Raw genomic sequence first — 21,890 nt, 5'->3', positions numbered from 1 at the left:
CAACAAGTTTCTATCTGCATCACCGCCGATGGATGTGCATTATAGACCATCTCATTCCCTTTGCAACCCCTTTTTATAGCATTTCATATCAAGCGGTCGTTTTTTACCCAAAAATGATAAAAATATTCATTTTTTATATAAACACGGTTGTAAAAGCAGCAACTTATCGAGCATTTTTTCGTTTTGATTCTTTTCTTGCCATCTTAAAGGTCGACAATCAATGTATTCACAATATCCACCTTCTCCTTGAAGACATTGATCATTCCAACTTAATTGATAACGAAAACTTCCTATGTATCCAGCAGCTAACCCAAATTTGTAATCACCACGACTTTCACCATAGAGTTCAAAAATAACTTTTCCATTTTTTTTACATTGCCAAGAAAACTCTCGTGGTAAATACATTTCTCGCCCATGCGGTGTTTCAACTTTTGGATAAACCCGGTGAATGTGGAAATTAACATCTTCGGTAAACGTGAGGGGTTGCTTTCCTAGTTCTTGAATATCTAAACGTGAAAATAGAATGATATTCCACTGATTTCTTATTTGAGAAAGTGTGACTTGAGTGGTTTCATTCAAATTAATAATTTGACAGGTATAAAAACATAAAGATAAAAAAGGTAAATGTAAGGCTCGAGCATGTTTAAATCGGCCTAATCCATTGACCTCATATTTCTGACCTTTATATAAAATCTCACCTTCACAGTGGCACAAAATAGACCAATAGTCAGATATTCCCCACTGCAATGCTGATGAATTCGAAATATCGGAAGGAGTTTGGACGATTAAATCACAACTCATTTCAGAATCGATTCGTCTAAGCTGAACTCTTGGGATTTGCCACTCAATAAGATCAGTTTTATCGAATTGATACCGACTAGGATTAAGCTGACATTGGCGTCGAATGGAATAAGTTTTTAAGTGCCCTACACTATGTAAGCTATTGCTAACCAGTACAGTTGCTGTATCAACTGCAGAAGTCACAATACCATTTGCGTTATAGCAAAGAGGGATTCTAGGCTGTCCGATCAGACTAATGTAATTAAAGTAACGAAGTGGTGCAGGCAGGTTAGGAAGAATTAAACCTTGATAGACAACTTTAAAAAAACCTCTGGCGGGCTGATAGACAACTCCCCCATTTGAGTTGAGGCTCAGTTGCTGTAATTGATTTTTTTCACTTATCAACTTGGGCATACCGAACCTCATCTAATTTTATGTTTTGATGGTCTCGTTATTTTTTTTAGCTAAAAGTGTGGTAACAAAACCTGATAGAGCATAGATGATTGATACAATCAAAATACCCATTGGAATATTATAAGTGATTGCCGCAAAAATCAGTACTACTGGCAACATAACTACAAAAGGAACACGCTTACGATCCATTTGCTTAAATGAATAATATTTAATATTAGAAATCATAAGTAGTCCTACAACCACCATGATGACCGCGTTAATGGTTTGAATAGCAATATCGCGTAAATCAAAAATGAATGGATAATCACGAGCTACCCATACGAGTGAAATAATGATAATCGCGGCGAGTGGGCTAGCAATACCAATAAAATAGCGCTTATCAACCACTCCGATCTGAACATTAAATCTTGCTAAACGGAACGCGGCACAAGCAGTATAAACAAAACAGCATGCCAAACCGATACGGCCTAAGTCATGTAGACTCCAGCTATACATTAGCATTGCTGGCGCTACACCAAATGCTAACAAATCTGATAAAGAGTCATATTGCTCACCAAAAGCACTTTGGGCACCAATAGCTCTGGCAACGCGTCCATCTAACCCATCAAATAATGCTGCAAGAAAAATGGCATAAATCGCTTGAGCAAATTCGCCATTCATACTTGCAATAATGGAATAGAAACCAGACAACAAAGCGGCTGTCGTGATTAAGTTAGGCCAAAGGTAAATACCTCTGCGCTTCACTTTTTGTCCTTCCGGATTATCTTCTTCTTCAACCACTTCGAACGTAATCCCATCAAAAGAATGTTCATTATGAGTTAAATCTTGCTCTGGTTTAGGCGCATTTGTCATTATTTTCTATTCCAAACATGTGCATTGATTTAGATTAATTATTACTCACCCACTAACCAGCGTACAGCGGCATGACCACCTGTTTCTTGCATACGTAAGTGAGGGAATAACCATTGTAGGGCTTGATCTGCTTGTTCGGAGAACTGCCAAGGTGGGTTAATTACTAATAATCCACAACCATTCAAACCTACAGGTGTATCATCTGGCCAAACACAAATTTCACAGATTAATTGACGGCGAATTCCAGTTTTAAACATTTTCTTTTCAAAACGTTCAATCATTGCGCGATCTTTAATTGGATACCAAACCGCGAAGACACCTGTTGGCCATTTTTTATAAGCGCTTTGTAAAAGTTCAACCAATTGCGGGAAATCCTTACGCTCTAATTCGTAAGGCGGATCAATCATCACTAAACCGCGCTTTTCCTTTGGTGGAATTACGGCAAGCAAGCCTTCATATGCATCACGCTCATGCAAGCCCGCACGTTTATCATGAATGTTATGGCGTAATTGCTGAAATACATCACGCTGCATTTCAAATATTGTAGCCTTATCAATTTCACGCATACCTTGCAAAGCAAACCACGGAGAGCCCGGATAACTTCCCTTACCTTCTTGAGCACGTAATTCTTCTACAAGTTTTAGGTATTGCTGGATGGCTTCAGGAGCTTGGCGCTTTTCCATGTCAGAAAGCTGTACAAGACGATGAATACCTGTTAGGAATTCTCCTGACTTTTGTGCAGGTGCCTGAGATAGATCATATTTTCCTGCACCTCCATGCGTATCGATATAACGATAAGGTTTATCTTTAGCATTTAAACGGTTGAGAAGCTGTAGCAAAAGCACATGCTTCATAACATCTGCAAAGTTGCCCGCATGGAAATGGTGACGGTAATTCATGTTGACTTTAATTCCTCAATTCAACGATTAGTTTAACATGAAAAAAATATTCTTTCGTAAGGTTGTGATCATCTAAAATAAGGCTGCTTGATTTTCTTACGATCGATATGAGGTTATATGCACTCTCAACCGCTTCCTGACTGCTGGAATCTGGACCAGATTTTAGATGACTTAAATGCTCATGGTTTCGCAATTGTGAACCAAGCTTATTCTGCTGAATATCATACTCAAGTTGCCAAAGAGTGTAGCCACCACTTTGATGAGTTTCGAGAAGCGGGTATTCAAAATGGTGTGGTGAGTACGATCCGAAGCGATCATATTTTATGGATTAACGAATCTCTTCCTGTTGCTGAGCAGCATGTAGAAACATTAACTTCATTTTGCCAGCATCTAAATCAAGCTTTCTTTTTAGGTATTAAAGAAGTAGAAGCACATTTTGCCTGTTATAACCCGGGTGAATTCTACGCATTACATCGAGATAACCCTCAGCAAAAAAATGATCGTATTATGTCTACCGTTTATTATTTACACCCACAATGGCAAGATGACTGGGGTGGCCAATTACGCTTACAAGATAAAAACGATATTTGGCACATTATCACACCAGAGCCTAATCGCTTAGTTATATTCCAGAGCAATTTGCTTCATGAAGTTTTAGTTTCTAAACAGCAGCGCCTCTCTATTACTGCTTGGCTTCGTAGCGGAAACTCAATTTGGGTTTAAAATAAAGCTCTTTAAATTTCTTAAACGGACCCGATATAAAAGATATTGATTAAAAAGGCGAAGGCGTATGTCTATTGAAACAAAAGCGATTGTGTCCAGAATTGGTGAAACAGACCAACTCTATTTAACTGAGAATACGCCCGAGCTTGCTTTGGAGCGTGCAGAATTACGTATGCAGCTCGTTACGTTAAGCCGTGTTCGCCAAGAACAAATTCACTTCTTGCAAGAAGCCATTGTTTTGCTGGAACAAGCTCGTATGGAATATGAAGAAATGCCAATGAGTTTGTATTTAAACCTATCGCTGCATTTAGCTAAAGCTTATATGCTTTATTTTGAGTTAAATAAGGAAAAACGCTTTGCGCTGATTGCTCAGCAAATTTTGAAACCTCTAGCTCATCATCAACATGGCGATATATATTTCTTCTTGGCTTATGCGTCAGCAGCACAGCAAGAGTCTGCACTAACTCGTCATTGGCTCACAAAATATTTATCTACTGCTCAATGTGATCTTGAGTTGCTTCATGAACATCCTATATTCAATCCGGTACGTCATGAACCATGGTATAAAACTTTAATTAAGTTAAGAACTCACTAACTTATTAATGAAAAAGGCCTGTTAACTATAACAGGCCTTTTTCATTTGTTATTTTTTCACACTATCTTCATGTAATTGCTCATTCAGCTCATCAATAACTACAATCCACTCATCATCTTTTTCCCAATGACTTTTTAAAAAATCACTTTGGCCTTGGGACCAGAAAGAGGCCTCATGTAACTTCTGTTCAGCCGGCAATTGATGCGTTCTGATAAAATTTTCAATACTTGCCTCATCAGACTCTAAACCCAATTGCTCAAATAAAAGTTGTAATGTCGGTTGTTGTTCAAACATTGTTATTCTCCCATGGCTTCTTTTCAATAATCTAACAACAATAGATGTGAGTTGCATATCTATGCCTATATTTTCTTGTTGTTTTTTGTGTGTTCTGATTAAATTTCACATATAAAAAAAAGCACCCTACAAGAGAGTGCTTTCCAACTCATCAAACTGATGAATTATTTTACCATGTCAGCAATTGCTGCACGTTCTTCTTCAAGCTCGTTTAGAGTGAAGTTGATACGCTCACGGCTGAATTCATCGATTTCTAAACCTTGAACGATTTTGTATTCACCGTTTTCAGTTGTTACAGGGAAACCGAACATAACGCCTTCAGGAATACCATAAGAACCGTCAGAAGGAACGCCCATAGTTACCCATTTGCCGTTTGTACCAAGTGCCCAATCACGCATATGGTCGATTGCAGCGTTAGCAGCAGAAGCAGCAGAAGACAAACCACGCGCTTCGATAATCGCAGCACCACGTTTACCAACAGTTGGAAGGAATACGTCTTTGTTCCAAGCTGGATCGTTGATCTTGTCTTTTAAGCTTTCACCATTAGCAGTTGCAAAACGGTAGTCAGCATACATAGTTGGAGAGTGGTTACCCCAAACTGTTAATTTTTCGATGTCAGCTACAGCAACACCAGCTTTTTGAGCAACTTGAGTCAACGCACGGTTGTGGTCAAGACGCAACATTGCTGTGAAGTTTTTCGCTGGAAGATCTGGAGCAGATTTCATCGCAATGTAAGCATTCGTGTTTGCAGGGTTACCTACAACTAATACTTTAACGTCACGGCTAGCAACTTCGTTTAATGCTTGACCTTGGCCAATGAAGATTTCGCCGTTAACTTTTAACAAGTCAGCACGTTCCATACCAGGACCACGTGGACGAGAACCTACCAATAACGCATAGTCAGCATCTTTAAATGCAACTTTAGGATCATCAGTCCCGATCATGCCAGCCAATAAAGGGAAAGCACAGTCATCAAGTTCCATCATTACGCCTTTAAGCGCTTGTTGTGCTTTTTCAACTGGAACTTCAAGCAATTGTAAAATAACAGGTTGATCTTTACCTAGCATTTCACCGCTTGCGATACGGAATAATAAGCTGTAACCAATTTGACCTGCAGCGCCAGTCACGGCAACACGAACGGGTTGCTTCATGTAATTGTCTCCAATGAGTGTCCTTAATCGGGTTAAGTAGCGATTCTACTTAACCAAATCATCATAAACGGCAAAGATTGTACTCTAAAGAAGTGGCAGATGCATGTAAAAGCGACTCATTTTCACCAAAAGTCTGATAGAAAATACAAATTAACCTTTACAAATAGATTCAATGTATGGTCAGCATTTTTTTATGAAATGGTTATTGCTATTAATAACTGCCTTTAATGGTAATTTCGCTTGGGCAATTAGAGACAACGTGATTTGAGCATTGCTTATATTGACCATTTACCGTGTAACAAACTTTAACTTCTGTTAGTACGACATCAGAGCGTGAGAGCTGACAAGTGAAGCGAATACCATTTTGAGGTAAGCTCGGATTAAGCTTGGTAAATTGTTGACGTAATGTAGATTGCTGCATTTCCACATTAGTAGAGCTGGTTAGATTAGCAGGTATTTTTAAACGTTCAGCAAAGTTAATAATCGTACGGAAATATTGACTTGCATTCATAGGCACACAGCCACCCACACTTCTCCAGAGTTGCACACGAGCATTATTGTCTGGCATCACCCGAGCGACCACCTTAGCTTGCAGTGGTGACAGTGTAGCTGAGCTTTGTGTTGAACAGTCAGTTCTGGTGGTTTCAGGCATTAAACCAGTAATCGTAAGCGAATATCCTTCAAGACATTTACGCTGCTTTTGTTTAGAAGGATCTAGCGCACAAACAGCAGGCGTCATCTGTACATGCATAACATAACCTTGCACGTTAACAGGTTCCGCATGTAAAACAGAACTCAACAAACCAACGCTTGCACAGATGATCCACCATGCAAGTTGCGATATTGATTGAAGTCCTAGGTCTCTATATTTCATTTAATTAAAACTTGGTTATGCCAATTAAAAGAATGTTCCATCATTCATCATCTAAAACTAAGGTGATGATCGCGTTGGAATGACTTTCATACGTTGTATTAATGATTGAGCACCTTGACCTAATATCACTCCATAATGCGTCGCATTCGTCATGACATGCTTGACATAATCTCTGGTCTCAAGCAATGGAATGGTTTCTGTATATTGATCAGCCTCAATCGGTTGGTAATCAGGTTGCCAACGTCTTGCCCGATTCGGCCCAGCATTATAACCTGCCGTTGCTAAAACAGGGTTATTACTTAATTGCCCTTGAATCATCGATAAATAAAATGTCCCATAACGAATATTGGTGTTCATTTCACTTAACGCTGCCGGATTATATGTTTCTCCCATCTGGCGAGCAATCAACTTTGCCGTATCCGGCATAATTTGCATAAGTCCACCAGCACCCACATGAGAGCGTGCCGAGGTAACAAACCGGCTTTCTTGACGCATTAAACCATAAGCCCAAGCAGGATCAATTCCAGCATTGTAACTATGGCTTACGACATTGGTCTTATGCGGGGTCACATAACGATACGTATCATTATGTTTATTCGTTGTACGATCTGCCGCATAAATCGCGCGGTCATACCATCCCATATCATGAGCACGTTTTGCCGCCGCTAATAATAATCCATCATCATGCTGAAGATATGCTTGACGAACAGCCCAGTTCCACTCTCGGTTAGTATAGGTTGGGTTGGCATTAATCCGTCTTAAAGTAAATGCACGATTAAAGTGAATATTTTGATCTAAACGGCGTAAATCACTTGCAGTTGGCTCATCATTATATGGCTGATGATTATAACGTACGCCTAAACGGTCTTTTGCAAGAAGGTTGTGATAATCATCCCCACTTTCAGCTAATTTTTTATAAATACGTTGTGCCGTGTTTTTAGAATTACTATCGCCACGTTGCTCTGTCGCACGCGCTAACCAATATTGCCAGCGATCTTCTTGTTTTTGTGAAACCGACATACTATCAATTGCACGAATTAAACTTTCCCATGCACTAAAACGAATAGCTTGTCGTGCATAAATTTCAGCTTCTTCAGGACTTAACGGATAGCCATAACTTGCATCAAAATATTGAAGGACTTCACGGTTAAAGTTGTTTTTCATTACCGTAGTTCCACCAATATAGGCTACGGTTCGATAGAGATACTTTTGCACGCTCTCTGGAGTGCCTTGCGCTACTCGCTGTACATTTGCAAAAGCATTTCCTAAATCATTATTTGCTAATCGGCCTAGTGCAAAAATCAAATAGGCATAATCTACGTCATTGGTTTTTGGTGCTGACCACAAGTAATTCAGTGGATTGGCCTGAATCTGATTGAGCTGAGCCAAAGACAAATTCAAACCCAAAGTCTGCGCTGTAGCAAGCGCCTGTCCAGATAAACCTGCACGTAACTGTACCCACAGACGCTGCTGCTTGTCTTGTGCACTCATTAATGGACTAGACAGCATCATACGGCCGAGTCCAATACATGATTCTGGTTGCGATTCAGTGGCTAACCATACATCTTTATATTCAGCAAAAACTAATGCATCACCACTTTTAGCTCTCACCTGCGCTAAAGCACAATTTTCGGCTTGGTCAGGATTCGAAACATAAGGCAAGATTGGTTGTGCAGACGCAAAGTCAGCTTGTTTAACTTTTTCTTCGACATAATCCGCGGCCAGCTTTTCTGCCATAGCAGACTGTGGATAGCGCTGTGCGAAGCTTACAATTGATGTCGGAGATTGAAAGCCTAAATTCGTGTTTAATTTCCAATATTCAGGATAGTAGCCCAACACATCATTTTGCATTGCAAGCTGATATTGATCTAACAATGCAGTATTACCACTATTGGCAGCATTTAGTGCATCGTTAAATTGTTCTTCTGCAGCATAAGATAATGAACAACCAAGTAAACACACAGCTCCTAACCAGCTACGATGTGCATATTTATTTTTCATCACACGACTCTTGTTTGATGAGCTCTTTTTACCTGGTCTCATAAATGCGTTAAATCCTGACTATCCACCTTTAGGCATAGTTTAATTATTCTTCATGCCTTCTTTTGTTGTGTTATGTAACTATCTGATTCAACATCATTAAAATTCATGTCATTTGTCTCCATAAATCATGTGTAGCTTATGGGAGTTTATTGTTATCTGTTCTGCTCAAAATACTGCTATAATGATTGGTTTGACCCGTTTTGGGTCATTTTATTATTTAACTAGATCGATCTGTTAGGAGCCTGCATGACGGTTCAAACCTTCATTCCCAATGGTGCCAAAGCTGCCTCAGAAAACACTGTTACCCAGCCAACGCACACCACTGACGTTTCAATAAAGAAACTATATATTGAAACTCAAGGGTGTCAGATGAATGAGTATGACAGTCACCGTATGGCAGACCTTTTGGGGGATTCTCATGGTTATGTGTTAACGAACAACCCTAATGAAGCAGACATTCTGCTCATGAATACTTGCTCTATTCGTGAAAAAGCACAAGAGAAAGTGTTTAGTGAATTAGGCCGTTGGCGTAAACTAAAAGAACAAAATCCTGATCTTGTTATTGGTGTGGGTGGATGTGTTGCTTCTCAAGAAGGTGACAATATTCAAAAACGTGCACCTTATGTCGACATGATTTTTGGTCCACAAACCTTACACCGTTTACCGCAAATGCTTGATCAACACCACGCACAAGTGGAAAAGCCAAAAAAAGAAAAGATTAAGCTCGTTGATATTTCATTCCCTGATATTGAAAAATTCGACTTCTTACCTGAACCACGCGTAGAAGGTTTTAAAGCATTCGTTTCTATTATGGAAGGTTGCTCTAAATACTGTTCTTTCTGTGTTGTTCCATACACTCGTGGTGAAGAAGTTTCACGTCCACTTGATGATGTTCTTGCAGAAATCGCAGGTCTTGCTGAAAAAGGTGTCCGTGAAATCAGCTTACTTGGTCAAAATGTAAACGGATATCGTGGCGAAACATTCGAAGGTGGCATTTGTACCTTCCCTGAATTGTTACGACTCGTTGCAGAAATTCCAGGTATTGGCCGTTTACGTTATACAACTTCGCATCCGCTTGAGTTCTCTGATGAACTTATTCAGTGTTATGAAGATTTACCTCAAATGGTTTCACACTTACATTTGCCAGTACAAAGTGGATCTAATGATGTACTCAAAGCAATGAAGCGAAATCACACGATTGATGTATACATCGATAAGATTGCCAAGTTACGCAAAATACGCCCTGATATGCATTTATCGAGCGATTTTATCATTGGTTTCCCTGGTGAAACAGATGAAAATTTTGCAGAAACATTGCAGTTTATCAAAGACTTAGACTTTGATCATTCTTATAGCTTTGTTTATTCAAAACGCCCGGGTACCCCAGCATCTGACTTACCAGATACAACCCCTGAACACGTTAAAAAAGAACGTTTAGCACAAGTTCAACAAGTCATTAAGCAATCTAGTATTGAAAAAACTGACGCAATGCTTGGCAAAATTGAACGTGTACTTATTGAAAAAGTATCTGATCAAGACCCTAATATTTTAGTAGGTACAGCAGACAATACACGTTTAGTGACTTTTGTAGGCGATGCATCGTGGGTTGGTCGTTTTGCAGAGATTGAGATTACTGAAATTAAAACTTTAAATTTAGTTTACGGTGAACTCTTGAATCTTGAGCCTGACGTGGCGTAATGTAGAGGTATTCTAAAGTCTACTGAAAGGTTTTCTCTTGACTGCAGCGATTCGACGTACCGTAACATTTCCTGAAATTTCAATGGAACGTTTAAAGAGCATCTTGGGTGCCTATAATGGGCACCTTAAGCAAATTGAACAGCGTTTAGATGTCAAAATTACTCATCGTGGAGATGTTTTTTACATAGATGGTGAGATAGATGCTGTTGGGAGAGCCGAAGCGTTATTGCAACGACTCTACGAAGAAACAGAGGCGTCCCAACAAATCAGTGCTGACCTGTTACACCTCTTGATTCAATCTTCGCAAACTGAACGAAACTTCGAACTAGTTGGCGAAGAAATGGATGAGCATGATGCGCCCATGGATGTCTATTTCCAGACTCGAAAAGGTCGCATTAATCCACGTGGTGCCAATCAAAAACGCTATGTACAACGTATTTTACAAAGCGATATTTCTTTTGGTGTAGGCCCTGCTGGTACAGGTAAAACTTATTTAGCAGTTGCTGCCGCAGTGGACATGTTAGAACGTAATGAAATCCAGCGAATTTTACTTGTCCGCCCTGCGGTAGAGGCAGGAGAAAAGCTCGGTTTCTTACCTGGTGATTTAACCCAGAAAATCGACCCATATCTACGTCCTCTTTACGATGCCCTCTACGAAATGCTGGGCTTCGAAAAAGTCGCCAAGTTAATCGAACGTCAAGTGATTGAAGTTGCACCACTTGCTTATATGCGTGGTCGTACTCTTAACCATTCATTTGTGATTTTGGATGAAGCTCAAAACACTACACCAGAACAAATGAAAATGTTCTTGACCCGTTTAGGTTTTGGCTCTCGTGCAGTGATTACAGGTGACATTACCCAAGTAGATTTACCTCGAGGCCAACAATCTGGTTTGGCACACGCCCTTCGCGTACTTGAGAACATTAAAGAAATTCATATTACCCGTTTCCATTCCCGCGATGTAGTACGCCATCAACTTGTTCAAAAAATTGTTGAAGCTTATGAGGGGTGGGATGGTGAACAACAGCGTCTTAATGCTGAAGCACGTGCTGAACGTAAAGCACGCCAAGAAGCATTAATTGCTGAAAACGATACAGCAGCAGACTTGCAACATCAGGATGCTTAAGGATTCATTTTGAAAATCAGTTTAAGTTTACAACAAGACTTTCAATCCCCTGAGTTAGAGCTCAAACGAGCTCAACTCAAAAAAATTATTGAGACAACTTTACGCCACGTTGGCTATAAAGAAGATTGCGAAATTGGTATCGCATGTGTTGATTTGGAAGAAAGCCATCAACTTAACTTGCAATATCGAGAGAAAGATAAGCCAACTAACGTTCTATCTTTTCCAAGTGATATTCCTGAAGAAGTTTTACCAATGCTCGACGCATTACCGTTGGGTGATTTAGTAATTTGTATTCCAGTGGTATTACAAGAGGCTTTGGAACAAAAGAAAACCGCACAAAATCATTTTGCGCATCTTTTAGTTCATGGGGTCCTACATTTACTTGGTTATGACCATGAAACAAGTGATGAAGATGCTGAAGAAATGGAAGGTTTAGAGATCGAAATCTTAGCTAAACTCAATATTGCCAATCCATATCAGGAATAATCAAATTCCCTCACACGATTAAGAACGCAGTCAGCTTCTTAATACATTTTAAAAATGTGGATATCCTAAAAGTTATCCACATTTTTTCATTAATGAACTTCAAATTCAGCTTCAGCTGGATCAAAACGCCATGTACGAATAATACGAAGCTCCGAAATATCTTTCATATTTGCATCAAAACGGCCAAACGGTGCTCCACGCCGTACCGATGCCTTTGCTGCTTCATCTAGAACTGGATGACCTGAGCTTTCAAGCAAACGAATTGCACGAATTCCCCCTTGAGCATTCAAAATTACCATAAGGCGAACTTCACCTTTTAACTGTTGCTGTTTCGCTTCTTCTGGATAATAACGGTTGCCATAAAGCTCTACTTTTTCACGAAATTTATCTAGATAAGCTGCCGACGCATCTTTCTTGGCTTGAATACCATCTACTGTTTTTATTTTTTGTTGGCGACTAAAATCTTGCTGACGTTGTAAATACTGAGCTTCAAGACTCGCTACCATGGCAGCTTTTGCCTGAAACTGACTTTGTAATTGTTCAAGTGCTTTTTTTCTTTGGCTCTCCTCTGCTTGTTTCTGCCAACTCAATACAGTCATGAGTACTTTTTCTTCAAATTTAAGTTCTCTTTGTTGCTGCACTTTTTCTAAAGTTTCTAGCTGAGCTTCTCCTGTTGAAGCATCACTTGGCATAGGCGCTGGAGAGTTACTCGACATCCGATGAGCTTCCCGAAAAGCCCCTGAACCTTGTTGATCGGCTTGAGCTAAAAAGTCTGCATGCTTGATTACATCTTCAGTAGGACGAATCGATATTGCAATTTCTTTAGTCGATTGTTCTGACGGCGCAGGCATCGCAAAATGGATGAGCAACACAAAAATATGCAGTAAGATTGCTAATATTATTGCAGCGATAAAGACTCGGTCTTGCCACCAATAATAAAAAGGCTCTATGGATAGACTTCTTTTTTTCAACATAATCTTAAAAGCATATAGGATGCCTTTTCCCCACGGTATTACCGAATAAAACATAAACTGATATTCAAATATGGATAAAAGTGTGATTCACTTCAAATATTGATATTTATCCATTTTCATTTTGTCAAAATGTATCAATTAAATTTGTTACACTGCAATATCAAAACCTGTTTTTTATCATAATAAAGATTGTGTGGATTCTTTAGTAAATCATCTTCTGGAAGTTCTTTTATGCAAACGCTATTTTCCTCATTAGTCAAACGTCTTCATAAAGTCTACCGAAAAGCTGAAGCCTTCATTGAGGAAGAAAGAGATTTTACATTATCGCAAACTTTTCTAAATGCGACCTTAGAACGCTACGTGACTAATAATGTCGAGTTTTTAGATGATCTACATGCAGATCTTTATCATGACTGGTTAAGACTCTATGCCACAATGCATGTTAAAGGTTTAGAGACCACTTTGTCGGTCGACTTAAAACTTATCCAGATGGAATTTAATAAAGAACAACAACTTATTGTTTTTGAGCAAATTAGTAACACGCAAATTGTAGAAGCTAAATATAAAAATTTCTGGCAAAAAATTGCTGTAAAAGCGGCTATTTTTTACTATCACAAAATTCTAAAAAAAGATCCATTAGGCATGATTCTGGAGCGATTTGATGTAGCCCAAGAAAAAGATGACCTGATCTTCTTAGACCTTAACCGTTGGTTTGCTAAAAAGGCCAGTATTATTGAAACTTTAGGCAAGGTTCATATCAACTATGCACGAGTACGTGAAGCAGAATTAGTTGTCTTTGGTAATGTTAATCTCGCTGCTTTACTTTTCCGTGATCAAGATGATGATTTTGAAGATGAACTTGGAGACACTGAAATTACGCCAATACAGCAAAAAGATGTATAACAACGGTATGAACTAAAGAAATACACTGTTAAAAAACACAAAGAGATTACATATTTAGCATAAATCCTGATTTTTTCTCCATGATCAACAGGCATAATATGCAAAAGTCATAGATGCATGAGCACTGACCTATCAGTCTGTACAAGGATATTTACTTATGGCAACAAAATTTCTGAAATCATTCAGCATCGCAACTGGTATTTCGACAACTTTGCTTATCGCAGGTTTCTCTAGCCATGCACTTGCCATGAGCCCATTTCAGGCAAATTATCAGTTTACCTACAATAATAAAGGTATGGGTTCAGCGACACGTGCATTGAGTCAACAAGGCAATAACTGGACTTATCAATTCACAGCAAAAGCAGGTGGAATCGCTTCTGCAAGTGAAACAAGTAAATTTAGTTTTGCAAACGGTAAAATTGGTTCACAAAGCTTTAGTCGTACCAGTAAAATTTTGATCCATAACAACACCATGAGTATTAATTTTAATCCTGGCAATAAGACTATTAGCACGAAAAAAGACGATAAAGCGCGCTCATTCGCTTGGCAGGCAGGTGTGCTTGATGAGCTAAATGCAGAATTACAGATTCGTGAAGATTTAAAAAATGGTTCACTTAAATCGTCTTACCCACTAGCCGATGCAAAAGAAGTTGAAAATCGTCGTTTTGTTAAACAAGGCAACGAGAAAATTAAAACCTCTTATGGCACATTCGATACCGTGAAAGTTGTTTTACAACATAAGAAACCTGAGCGCAGCACAATTTTCTGGCTAGCACCGAAATTAGACTACCTTCCAGTCAAGGTAAGTCATATTGATGGCAAAACATCTTATGGTTTGTTATTAACAAGTTATACAGGTAAAACGAATTAAAGCTTGCATTTTTTCGGATGCTTTTTAAAATACGCATTTGCTTTAAAAAGCATCCGTCTAGAGGATTCTCCCGTGCACGCACTAGAACAGAAAATCTTAACAGAAGGTATCGTTCTATCTGATCAAGTGTTGAAAGTCGACGCTTTCTTAAATCACCAAATTGACCCTGTACTCATGCAGCAGATTGGTAAAGAATTTGCCGCTCGCTTTAAAGATGCAGGGATTACCAAGATTATTACCATTGAAGCTTCAGGTATTGCGCCAGCAATCATGGCAGGTTTAGAACTTGGTGTACCTGTGATTTTTGCTCGCAAATATCAATCGCTTACTTTAAAAGACGATTTATACCGCGCTAAAGTGTTTAGTTTCACTAAACAGACAGAAAGTACCATTGCCATTTCAAATAAGCACATCAACTCAAGCGACAAAGCCTTAGTAATTGATGACTTCTTAGCAAATGGTCAAGCTGCGCTTGGTTTGATTGACTTAATTCATCAAGCAAATGCAGAAGTTGTAGGTGTGGGTATTGTGATTGAAAAATCATTCCAACCAGGCCGTGATTTATTACTTGAAAAAGGTTACCGCGTTGAGTCATTAGCACGCGTTCAATCACTTGCTGATGGCACAGTAACTTTTGTAAAAGAATAAAATAGTTTAAATAAAAAAGAGCGGAAACCCGCTCTTTTTTATTGCCATAAATTTAAGAATGAAGTTTTTTTACGATTTCGCCTAAGCGCTTCCCTTGTGCTTCACATAAAATTTTTTCATCTTGGCTTAAACTTTGGTCATGTCTTGGACCACTCACGTGGCTTGCGCCATAGGGAGTCCCACCTGTTTTAGTATTCGACAAAGCCGGAATAGAGTTTGGTAATCCTAAAATCATCATACCGTGATGAAATAATGGAGGTAACATTGTTAATAACGTACTTTCTTGCCCACCATGCATTGAACCAGAAGAAGTAAAAACGCATGCTGGCTTATTATGTAAAGCACCATTTAACCAAAGGCTTGTGGTCTGATCCCAAAAATATTTCATTTCGCTTGCCATATTACCAAAGCGAGTTGGAGACCCTAGCGCTAAGCCAGCACAATTGGCCAGTTCCTCCAAAGTACAATAAATATCACCTTCTTCAGGAATGCTTGGCTCAGCTTCTATTACCACTGTTGCAATATTAGGTACTGTGCGAATTTTTACATTCACACCTGCCGATTCAACACCATTCGCAATAAGGTGCGCCATTTCTTTAGTTGAACCATATTTACTGTAATAAAGCACAAGAATGTAAGGTTGCATCGGTTTCACGAATTTTGTTAAAAAGAACACTATACGGTATTTTTTGTTTTTTTGGCGTAGCCAATTTTATGAAATTCTAGAGGTGATTGATTTTTAAGGGCACAGTAACAAATATCGGTAAAAGCTTTTTACTACCTTTTGTTACGATGATACATACAGAACTTTCAGAATACTTTTTTATTCTTTAGGTTAAAGTTTACCCACATCAACGATAGTGTTCTCAACCGAATACACTGGTGAAGATCAATCACCCACATCATGATTAAAAAAATCGGGATAGATGACGCATGTTAGAACGTTTTTTGAAGAAGCTTCCTTTTTATAACAAGACCTGGTTTCAATTTATTTTATTCGTAATTAAGCGTTTTGAAGCGGATCGTTGCCGTGAACAAGCCGGCTCCCTCACCTATACGACTCTTTTTGCCGTTGTACCTATGTTAACGGTATTTTTAGTTATTATTTCTTCAATTAAGGCATTGGAACCTGCTAGACAACAGTTACAGCACTTAATCTACAGTAATTTTTTGCCTAAAAGTACGATTGCTTTTGATAAAGCTCTTAATGCTTTTACCGAAAAGTCCAGTAATTTAACTGTAATTGGTGTGCTATTCCTCTTTGTCACAACAGTTTTAATGCTTACTTCAATTGAAACCGTTTTTAACCGAATATGGCGAGTAAAAGAAACCCGTAGCGGTATTGTAGGCTTTATGCGTTACTGGACCATTATTTCACTTGGTCCAATTATTTTAGGCAGTGCATTTGTTATTTCATCAACTGTTGCTTCCATGAATTTATTGAGCAATAACTTCACAGGTTATCAACTTGATGGCGCCTTTTTACTCTGGCTTATTTCTTTTGTTCTCACAATTTTAGGTTTTTTTATTTTATATTGGACTATTCCCAACCGCACAGTTCCCCTATATGCAGCAGCAATTGCTGCATGCTTAAGTGCTGCATTATTTGAGACACTCAAAAATTTATTTAGCTTTGTTATGTCAAATTTCACCAGTTATGAAATCATATATGGTGCGTTTGCAGCAGTACCTATTTTCCTATTATGGGTCTTCTTATCTTGGAATATTGTATTGCTTGGTGTCGAGGTAAGTTTTGCTCTTACCGCTTTTCATTCAGGCAAAGAGCAAAAAAGACATCCGGTTTTAATGCTGCTCGATATCTTGGAATTGTTCTATAAAAAGCAAAAACTTGGTGAAAGCGTAAGTGATAAAGAAGCATTAGAAATTTTAGGTCGTGGTGAAGTTGGTCGCTGGCCTGCTTATGTTCTCTTACTAGAAGAGCAAAATCTGGTTAAACGTACCGATAAGGATGAATATGTTTTGGTCCGCAATTTATCTCAAGTCGACTTTTGGAGCTTCTTCACTGCACTGCCTTATCCATTACCTTTACGTCAGGATGTATCAAATGTTCATGATGATGACGAATGGATGGAAAAAATTGGCCCAGCTTTAGTAGAGTCTAATGATTATTTAGCTGCAAAGCTCTCTATTCCACTTTCAACAATTTTTGAAGAGAAATAATACTCAACTAAAGTCAGGGCTTAGCTGCTTTTAGCTTTGCCCTGCTTTAGACTCATAATGACAATTCCTGACAACACTAAAATACTTCCAAAAATAAATTTAATTTCTAGTTTTTCCTCTAATAACAAAATACTAAATAACACACCAAATAATGGGGTTAAAAAAGAAAATACCCCTAATCGTGATGCAAGATAATTTCTTAATAACCAAAACCATAATAGTAAACTTGCAAAAGATACGATTAAAGTTTGAAAGCTTAAGCTTAAGATCGCTAAAGTGGTGAAATGAATTGTTGTTTGATTTGTTAAAAAAGCGATTAGTAAGAGTAGAACAAAACAGCCAAATAGTTGATAAAACAATGTTTGAGTTGCTGGCGCTTGAGCTAAAGGAGATAAACGAACAATAATTGTACTGAGTGCCCATGCAAGCCCAGCCATAAGTGCATATAAATCGCCTAACAAAACTTGTGCTAGAGCTGGCGCATTTGTAGCTGTGCTTGTTGGGTAAAATGTGATAATGATCCCCATAAAAGCCAGAGCAATACCCCCCCATTGCGCTCGATTCAGACGTTCAGTAGGAAATTTCCAATGGAGCCCTAATGCAACAAAAATTGGAGCGGTATACAGTAAAACTACTGTATGAGAGGTAGAGGTAAACTTTAAGGCTTGGGTGACGAAATAAAATTCTAATGAAAAAAATAAAGCAACAAGAGCGCCAGCTTTGCATTGTCTATAAGAAAATAGATGAATCGAATGATCTCGCCACAATAAAGGTAAAACTAGAACAGCAGATAAGCCGGAACGTAAAGCGATTTGCATAATCGGCGAAATATCTGGTGCTGCTATTTTCAGAACCACCTGTTGCAGCCCTAAGACCATACATAAAAGCACCATTAAAGCCGAAGCTCTGGTATCCAGATTTTTGCGCTCTTCCATTTAGCACCTTTATTTATAGCGAAAAATCTGACTATAGAACTGTCTTATTTAAATGATATAGTGAAAAACAGACAAGACATAAGTAATTTCAGGCAATTTTCAAAGATGAAAAAATCAGCTCAACGTGTGCAGGATTTTCAGGAAATTCCGGCTCATAACGCAATTCCTGATTTGCTTTGGTTCCGTGTTCGTAATGCACCCGCAGAAACGGTTTATCCTCAACATGCGCATGCATGGGGTGAGTTTATTTATGCGTTTAGTGGTGTACTCGAAGTTAATATTGATCAAATTAATTATTTAACCCCGCCACCTTATGGTATTTGGCTTCCTCCTTATACCAAACACAGTGGTATTAACCGCAACGAAGTGACTCATGCAACTTTATATGTTCATGAAAGTCTGTGCCAAAAGTTACCGCAGAAAGCTGGTATATTATTAACGTCCCCACTTGTACCTGCTTTACTCGATCACTTGAGGCAAAACCCACAAGATGAAACCCAAGTCGAATATATACGCCTACTCCAAGTTTTATTAGATCAACTCATACAGGCTGAATTAGTGGGTAGTTATTTACCTACAACAGATCATCCAGCTTTAGCAAAAATTCTAAATGATTTACATCAATGCCCTGCCGATAACAGCACCTTGCAAGAATTAGCTGAACGAATAAATATGACTGAAAGAACATTGGCACGTTACAGTCAAAAAGAGCTGGGAATGTCTTTACATGAATGGAGGCAACGATTAAAAGTAATGAAAGCAATGACCATGCTTAATCAAGGAAAAACCATAGAAAGTATCGCTTTTGATTTGGGCTATGCCAGCGCATCGGCATTTATTTATATGTTTAAACGTTGGATGGGTTTTACCCCAGACCAGTTCCGAAAGCTCTATCAATAAATTAATTTTGAGTATAATAAAAAACCCTATTATCCGTTTAATAATAGGGTTTAAAGTTTAATAACTTAAATAAAATTATGCTTTAACAAAAGTTTCCCAAACAAAATCTTGAGTAGCCCCTTTCAAAGTCATTTTTAGCTGATCGCCAGCATTTAATGGCCCTACACCTGCGGGTGTACCCGTCATAATGACATCGCCTGGCTCAAGTGAGAACACCTGATTAATATCTACTAAAAGATAAGCAATATTAAACATGAGCAAAGCAGTATTACCGTCTTGACGTAATTCATCATTAATATGGAAAGTAAATCTAGTCTCTTCCCAGTTCGTAATTTCACTTACATCTACCCAGTCTGCAAGCACACATGAACCATCAAAAGCCTTTGCTCTTTCCCAAGGTTGGCCTTTATCTTTTAACTCATTTTGTAAGTCACGTAATGTTAAATCCAACCCTAAAGTCACTGCACCAATAGCCTGCAATACTTTTTGCGGATCAGTTTCTCCTTTTAGTGGCTGATCAATGCGTAAAACAAATTCGCATTCGAAATGACAACTACCCCACGCAGGATTCCATGAAATGCCTTCATCTAAACCAATCAAACTACTTGGTGGTTTGATAAATAACACCGGACGTCCTGGCATTGCATTGTTCAGTTCTTTTACATGATCAGCATAACTTCTGCCCACACAAACGATTTTTGAAGGACGTGTTTTCATGAAGCTTCCTTTATTGTTGCGGCTAATAATTCCAATAACTTATTTCTTAAATGTATTTTCAAATATAGTTTGATCTGAAGCCTGAGCAAATGCACGTTTCGGTACAATGATGACCGTTTTATTTTTAAGCTCAAGCATATAAGTCAGCTTGCCTTTAGCAAAAGTCTGCACTTCACTATACTGTACAGCTTGTTTACGCCCAGCAGCATAGAGCTCAAAATAATCTTGATATAAATCGATTCCTTGCTCGCTCTTACCAAATTGATAACGTACAAATTGACGTTTAAACATCATAGGTAAAAGCCAGTAGCGCATTAGACCTTGCATAACCAAGAAGAAAACGCCTAAAGCAACATAGTAGCGGCCAACACCTGAAAAGCCTAAATATAAGCCCCAAATAATAATTGCAATACTAATAACAGGTGTCAAAAACCGTGTGAATTGCTTCTTTCCGAATGTCACCAAGCCAAATCCGTCTTGAGACTCTTCTAAATTTAAATAATAACGTAAAGATAAAGCGCTTTTTTGCTCGGTCATCACAATGTATCAATATTGAATAAATCGAAACTATTAGAGCATATTCATCTACGCTTTAAAATGAATCAAAAGTGATTTTTTATTTTTGCTTTAACTGTAAAGCTTTTATTAGTACAAGCTACTTATGCGTTTCATATATAGAACGTAGATTCATATTTATAAGGCTTATTTCATATTTTTAAATTTATAGAATGCTTCTATTGTCTCTTTTCGTGGAATTCGTCATGTCTTTCTTTGCAAAACTATTTGGCTTCAAACAAAAAACAACAGCTCAAGAAGATGTGGCTTTGAAAGCTGCTAAAGAGCTAGAACCTTCAAATGAAACCTCTTTTATAGAACTTATTAAAAACCGCCGCTCTATTTATGCAATTGGCAATAACTTAAGCCAATCAAATGATGAGATTGAAAAGTTAATTCAAGAAGCAATAAGACACAGCCCTTCAGCTTTTAACTCTCAATCATCTCGCGCTGTGATCTTATTTGAACAATCTCATCATAAATTCTGGAATACAGTTCTAGAAGTTTTAAAAACCATTATCCCAACTGAAGCGGTATCTGGAACACAACAAAAAATTCAAAGCTTTGCAGCAGGCGCAGGTACAGTTCTGTTTTATGAAGACCAGAGCGTTATTAAAAGCTTACAAGAGCAATTTGAACTTTATGCCGATAATTTTCCGATCTGGTCAGAACATTCAACAGCCATTGCTCAATTTGCAGTTTGGAATGTATTAGCTGAACAAAATATTGGTGCTTCATTGCAACACTACAATCCAATTATTGATGAGAAAATTAATACCTCATTTAATATCCCAGCAGAATGGAAACTAAGAGCTCAGCTAGTTTTTGGTTCTATTGAAGGCGCAGCAGGCGAAAAAGCTTTTATTGATGATGAAAGCCGCTTCAAAACATTCGGCTAATAAATAGGTTCGAATTTAGATTTTTTTAAAGCTGGTTATCACAAGTACCAGCTTTCTTTATTAAAAAAATATAAAAAATAGGCACAAAAAAACCGCTATATCTAGCGGTTAATTCTTCAAGTGGTGCGCTCAGAGAGATTCGAACTCCCGACCCCTTAGTTCGTAGCCAAGTGCTCTATCCAGCTGAGCTATGAGCGCGTACTTGATGGAGGGCATTATACGCAGTTTTTTCATTTTAGAAAGACATTTTTCATCTTTTTGTCATCAAGCGTCTAGTTCTTAGCCATAATGGAATATTTAAGTAGATTAGCTTCAAAAAAGTCGAGATGATTGCCTATAAAATGTATTTGAAATATTTTTTTTCAATTAAAG

At 38.3% G+C, this 21,890-nt stretch carries 22 protein-coding genes, 1 tRNA gene and 1 pseudogene; 11 read left to right on the top strand and 13 right to left on the bottom strand.

Features of this window, described 5'->3' with window-relative positions:
• Positions 1–83: 83 nt before the first annotated feature.
• From MKL36_RS12005 to MKL36_RS11995, 3 genes and pseudogenes are all read right to left on the bottom strand, one after another.
• Positions 84–1,194, bottom strand: a pseudogene (locus MKL36_RS12005) (DUF6670 family protein).
• A gap of 18 nt (positions 1,195–1,212) precedes the next feature.
• Positions 1,213–2,046, bottom strand: a complete 834-nt coding sequence (gene pssA, locus MKL36_RS12000) for a CDP-diacylglycerol--serine O-phosphatidyltransferase (protein WP_000180205.1) — start codon at positions 2,044–2,046, stop codon at positions 1,213–1,215.
• A 41-nt stretch (positions 2,047–2,087) separates the two neighbouring features.
• On the bottom strand, positions 2,088–2,945 hold the full coding sequence (locus MKL36_RS11995; protein ID WP_001109438.1) for a 23S rRNA (adenine(2030)-N(6))-methyltransferase RlmJ: 858 nt from the start codon (positions 2,943–2,945) through the stop codon (positions 2,088–2,090).
• Between the two features lie 117 nt (positions 2,946–3,062).
• On the opposite strand from MKL36_RS11995, the gene MKL36_RS11990 reads away from it, so the two are divergent.
• Both MKL36_RS11990 and MKL36_RS11985 read left to right on the top strand, forming a co-directional pair.
• Positions 3,063–3,668 carry a 2OG-Fe(II) oxygenase gene (locus tag MKL36_RS11990; RefSeq protein ID WP_000556105.1) on the top strand — a complete coding sequence of 202 codons (606 nt, stop codon included), beginning with the start codon at positions 3,063–3,065 and terminating at the stop codon, positions 3,666–3,668.
• Between the two features lie 67 nt (positions 3,669–3,735).
• Entirely contained in the window at positions 3,736–4,263 is a 528-nt protein-coding gene (locus MKL36_RS11985) for a hypothetical protein (RefSeq protein WP_021510966.1), read from the top strand.
• Positions 4,264–4,311: 48 nt separating this feature from the next.
• Here MKL36_RS11985 and MKL36_RS11980 read toward each other — a convergent pair whose 3' ends face one another.
• From MKL36_RS11980 to MKL36_RS11965, 4 genes are all read right to left on the bottom strand, one after another.
• Positions 4,312–4,557 carry a DUF2789 family protein gene (locus MKL36_RS11980; RefSeq protein ID WP_021510967.1) on the bottom strand — a complete coding sequence of 82 codons (246 nt, stop codon included), beginning with the start codon at positions 4,555–4,557 and terminating at the stop codon, positions 4,312–4,314.
• A gap of 164 nt (positions 4,558–4,721) precedes the next feature.
• Positions 4,722–5,708, bottom strand: coding sequence for a malate dehydrogenase (locus tag MKL36_RS11975; RefSeq protein ID WP_000813006.1), 987 nt, complete (start codon positions 5,706–5,708; stop codon positions 4,722–4,724).
• Between the two features lie 211 nt (positions 5,709–5,919).
• Positions 5,920–6,582, bottom strand: coding sequence for a ribonuclease T2 family protein (locus tag MKL36_RS11970; RefSeq protein WP_000877281.1), 663 nt, complete (start codon positions 6,580–6,582; stop codon positions 5,920–5,922).
• A 57-nt stretch (positions 6,583–6,639) separates the two neighbouring features.
• Positions 6,640–8,583, bottom strand: a complete 1,944-nt coding sequence (locus tag MKL36_RS11965) for a lytic transglycosylase domain-containing protein (protein WP_000792523.1) — start codon at positions 8,581–8,583, stop codon at positions 6,640–6,642.
• A gap of 288 nt (positions 8,584–8,871) precedes the next feature.
• On the opposite strand from MKL36_RS11965, the gene miaB reads away from it, so the two are divergent.
• The 3 genes from miaB to ybeY are packed head-to-tail and all read left to right on the top strand — an operon-like array spanning position 8,872 to position 11,935.
• A complete protein-coding gene (miaB, locus tag MKL36_RS11960; RefSeq protein WP_000218141.1) occupies positions 8,872–10,323 on the top strand; it encodes a tRNA (N6-isopentenyl adenosine(37)-C2)-methylthiotransferase MiaB in 1,452 nt (483 codons plus the stop codon).
• 37 nt (positions 10,324–10,360) lie between these two features.
• On the top strand, positions 10,361–11,449 hold the full coding sequence (locus MKL36_RS11955) for a PhoH family protein (RefSeq protein ID WP_000122983.1): 1,089 nt from the start codon (positions 10,361–10,363) through the stop codon (positions 11,447–11,449).
• 9 nt (positions 11,450–11,458) lie between these two features.
• Positions 11,459–11,935 (top strand): rRNA maturation RNase YbeY, encoded by a 477-nt coding sequence (ybeY, locus tag MKL36_RS11950; protein ID WP_000703571.1) that lies wholly within the window; start codon positions 11,459–11,461, stop codon positions 11,933–11,935.
• A gap of 89 nt (positions 11,936–12,024) precedes the next feature.
• Here the strand turns inward: ybeY and MKL36_RS11945 are convergent, their stop codons facing one another.
• Positions 12,025–12,909, bottom strand: coding sequence for an energy transducer TonB (locus MKL36_RS11945; protein WP_000914774.1), 885 nt, complete (start codon positions 12,907–12,909; stop codon positions 12,025–12,027).
• Positions 12,910–13,140: 231 nt separating this feature from the next.
• Between MKL36_RS11945 and MKL36_RS11940 the strand changes: the two genes are divergently transcribed.
• From MKL36_RS11940 to MKL36_RS11930, 3 genes are all read left to right on the top strand, one after another.
• Complete coding sequence (locus MKL36_RS11940) at positions 13,141–13,812, top strand: hypothetical protein (RefSeq protein WP_001193955.1); 672 nt, start codon at positions 13,141–13,143, stop codon at positions 13,810–13,812.
• 157 nt (positions 13,813–13,969) lie between these two features.
• Positions 13,970–14,683, top strand: coding sequence for a DUF3108 domain-containing protein (locus MKL36_RS11935; RefSeq protein WP_000201544.1), 714 nt, complete (start codon positions 13,970–13,972; stop codon positions 14,681–14,683).
• A gap of 72 nt (positions 14,684–14,755) precedes the next feature.
• Complete coding sequence (locus tag MKL36_RS11930; protein ID WP_000543071.1) at positions 14,756–15,331, top strand: xanthine phosphoribosyltransferase; 576 nt, start codon at positions 14,756–14,758, stop codon at positions 15,329–15,331.
• A gap of 52 nt (positions 15,332–15,383) precedes the next feature.
• Here the strand turns inward: MKL36_RS11930 and wrbA are convergent, their stop codons facing one another.
• Complete coding sequence (gene wrbA / locus MKL36_RS11925; protein ID WP_021510968.1) at positions 15,384–15,977, bottom strand: NAD(P)H:quinone oxidoreductase; 594 nt, start codon at positions 15,975–15,977, stop codon at positions 15,384–15,386.
• 287 nt (positions 15,978–16,264) lie between these two features.
• Between wrbA and MKL36_RS11920 the strand changes: the two genes are divergently transcribed.
• On the top strand, positions 16,265–17,512 hold the full coding sequence (locus MKL36_RS11920) for a YihY family inner membrane protein (protein ID WP_000893466.1): 1,248 nt from the start codon (positions 16,265–16,267) through the stop codon (positions 17,510–17,512).
• Positions 17,513–17,532: 20 nt separating this feature from the next.
• Here MKL36_RS11920 and MKL36_RS11915 read toward each other — a convergent pair whose 3' ends face one another.
• On the bottom strand, positions 17,533–18,447 hold the full coding sequence (locus tag MKL36_RS11915; RefSeq protein ID WP_021510969.1) for a DMT family transporter: 915 nt from the start codon (positions 18,445–18,447) through the stop codon (positions 17,533–17,535).
• A 105-nt stretch (positions 18,448–18,552) separates the two neighbouring features.
• On the opposite strand from MKL36_RS11915, the gene MKL36_RS11910 reads away from it, so the two are divergent.
• The gene (locus MKL36_RS11910; protein ID WP_000747861.1) at positions 18,553–19,347 is read left to right on the top strand and encodes a helix-turn-helix domain-containing protein; all 795 of its coding nucleotides are present in this window, start codon (positions 18,553–18,555) and stop codon (positions 19,345–19,347) included.
• A 75-nt stretch (positions 19,348–19,422) separates the two neighbouring features.
• Here the strand turns inward: MKL36_RS11910 and MKL36_RS11905 are convergent, their stop codons facing one another.
• Together MKL36_RS11905 and MKL36_RS11900 are read right to left on the bottom strand one after the other, a co-directional pair.
• Positions 19,423–20,064 (bottom strand): fumarylacetoacetate hydrolase family protein, encoded by a 642-nt coding sequence (locus MKL36_RS11905; protein WP_000857685.1) that lies wholly within the window; start codon positions 20,062–20,064, stop codon positions 19,423–19,425.
• Positions 20,065–20,103: 39 nt separating this feature from the next.
• On the bottom strand, positions 20,104–20,601 hold the full coding sequence (locus MKL36_RS11900) for a YcxB family protein (RefSeq protein ID WP_000139385.1): 498 nt from the start codon (positions 20,599–20,601) through the stop codon (positions 20,104–20,106).
• Positions 20,602–20,825: 224 nt separating this feature from the next.
• Here MKL36_RS11900 and MKL36_RS11895 point away from each other — a divergent pair, with 224 nt between their 5' ends.
• The gene (locus tag MKL36_RS11895) at positions 20,826–21,518 is read left to right on the top strand and encodes a nitroreductase family protein (protein ID WP_000007402.1); all 693 of its coding nucleotides are present in this window, start codon (positions 20,826–20,828) and stop codon (positions 21,516–21,518) included.
• Between the two features lie 121 nt (positions 21,519–21,639).
• Here MKL36_RS11895 and MKL36_RS11890 read toward each other — a convergent pair.
• Positions 21,640–21,716: transfer RNA gene (locus tag MKL36_RS11890), tRNA-Arg, on the bottom strand.
• Positions 21,717–21,890: the final 174 nt, after the last annotated feature.

Source organism: Acinetobacter sp. AOR12_HL, assembly GCF_027855275.1.
GTDB classification, from domain to species: domain Bacteria; phylum Pseudomonadota; class Gammaproteobacteria; order Pseudomonadales; family Moraxellaceae; genus Acinetobacter; species Acinetobacter baumannii.
The sequence above is the reverse complement of the archived record's forward strand: the minus strand, read 5'-3'. Positions and strand labels throughout refer to the sequence as shown.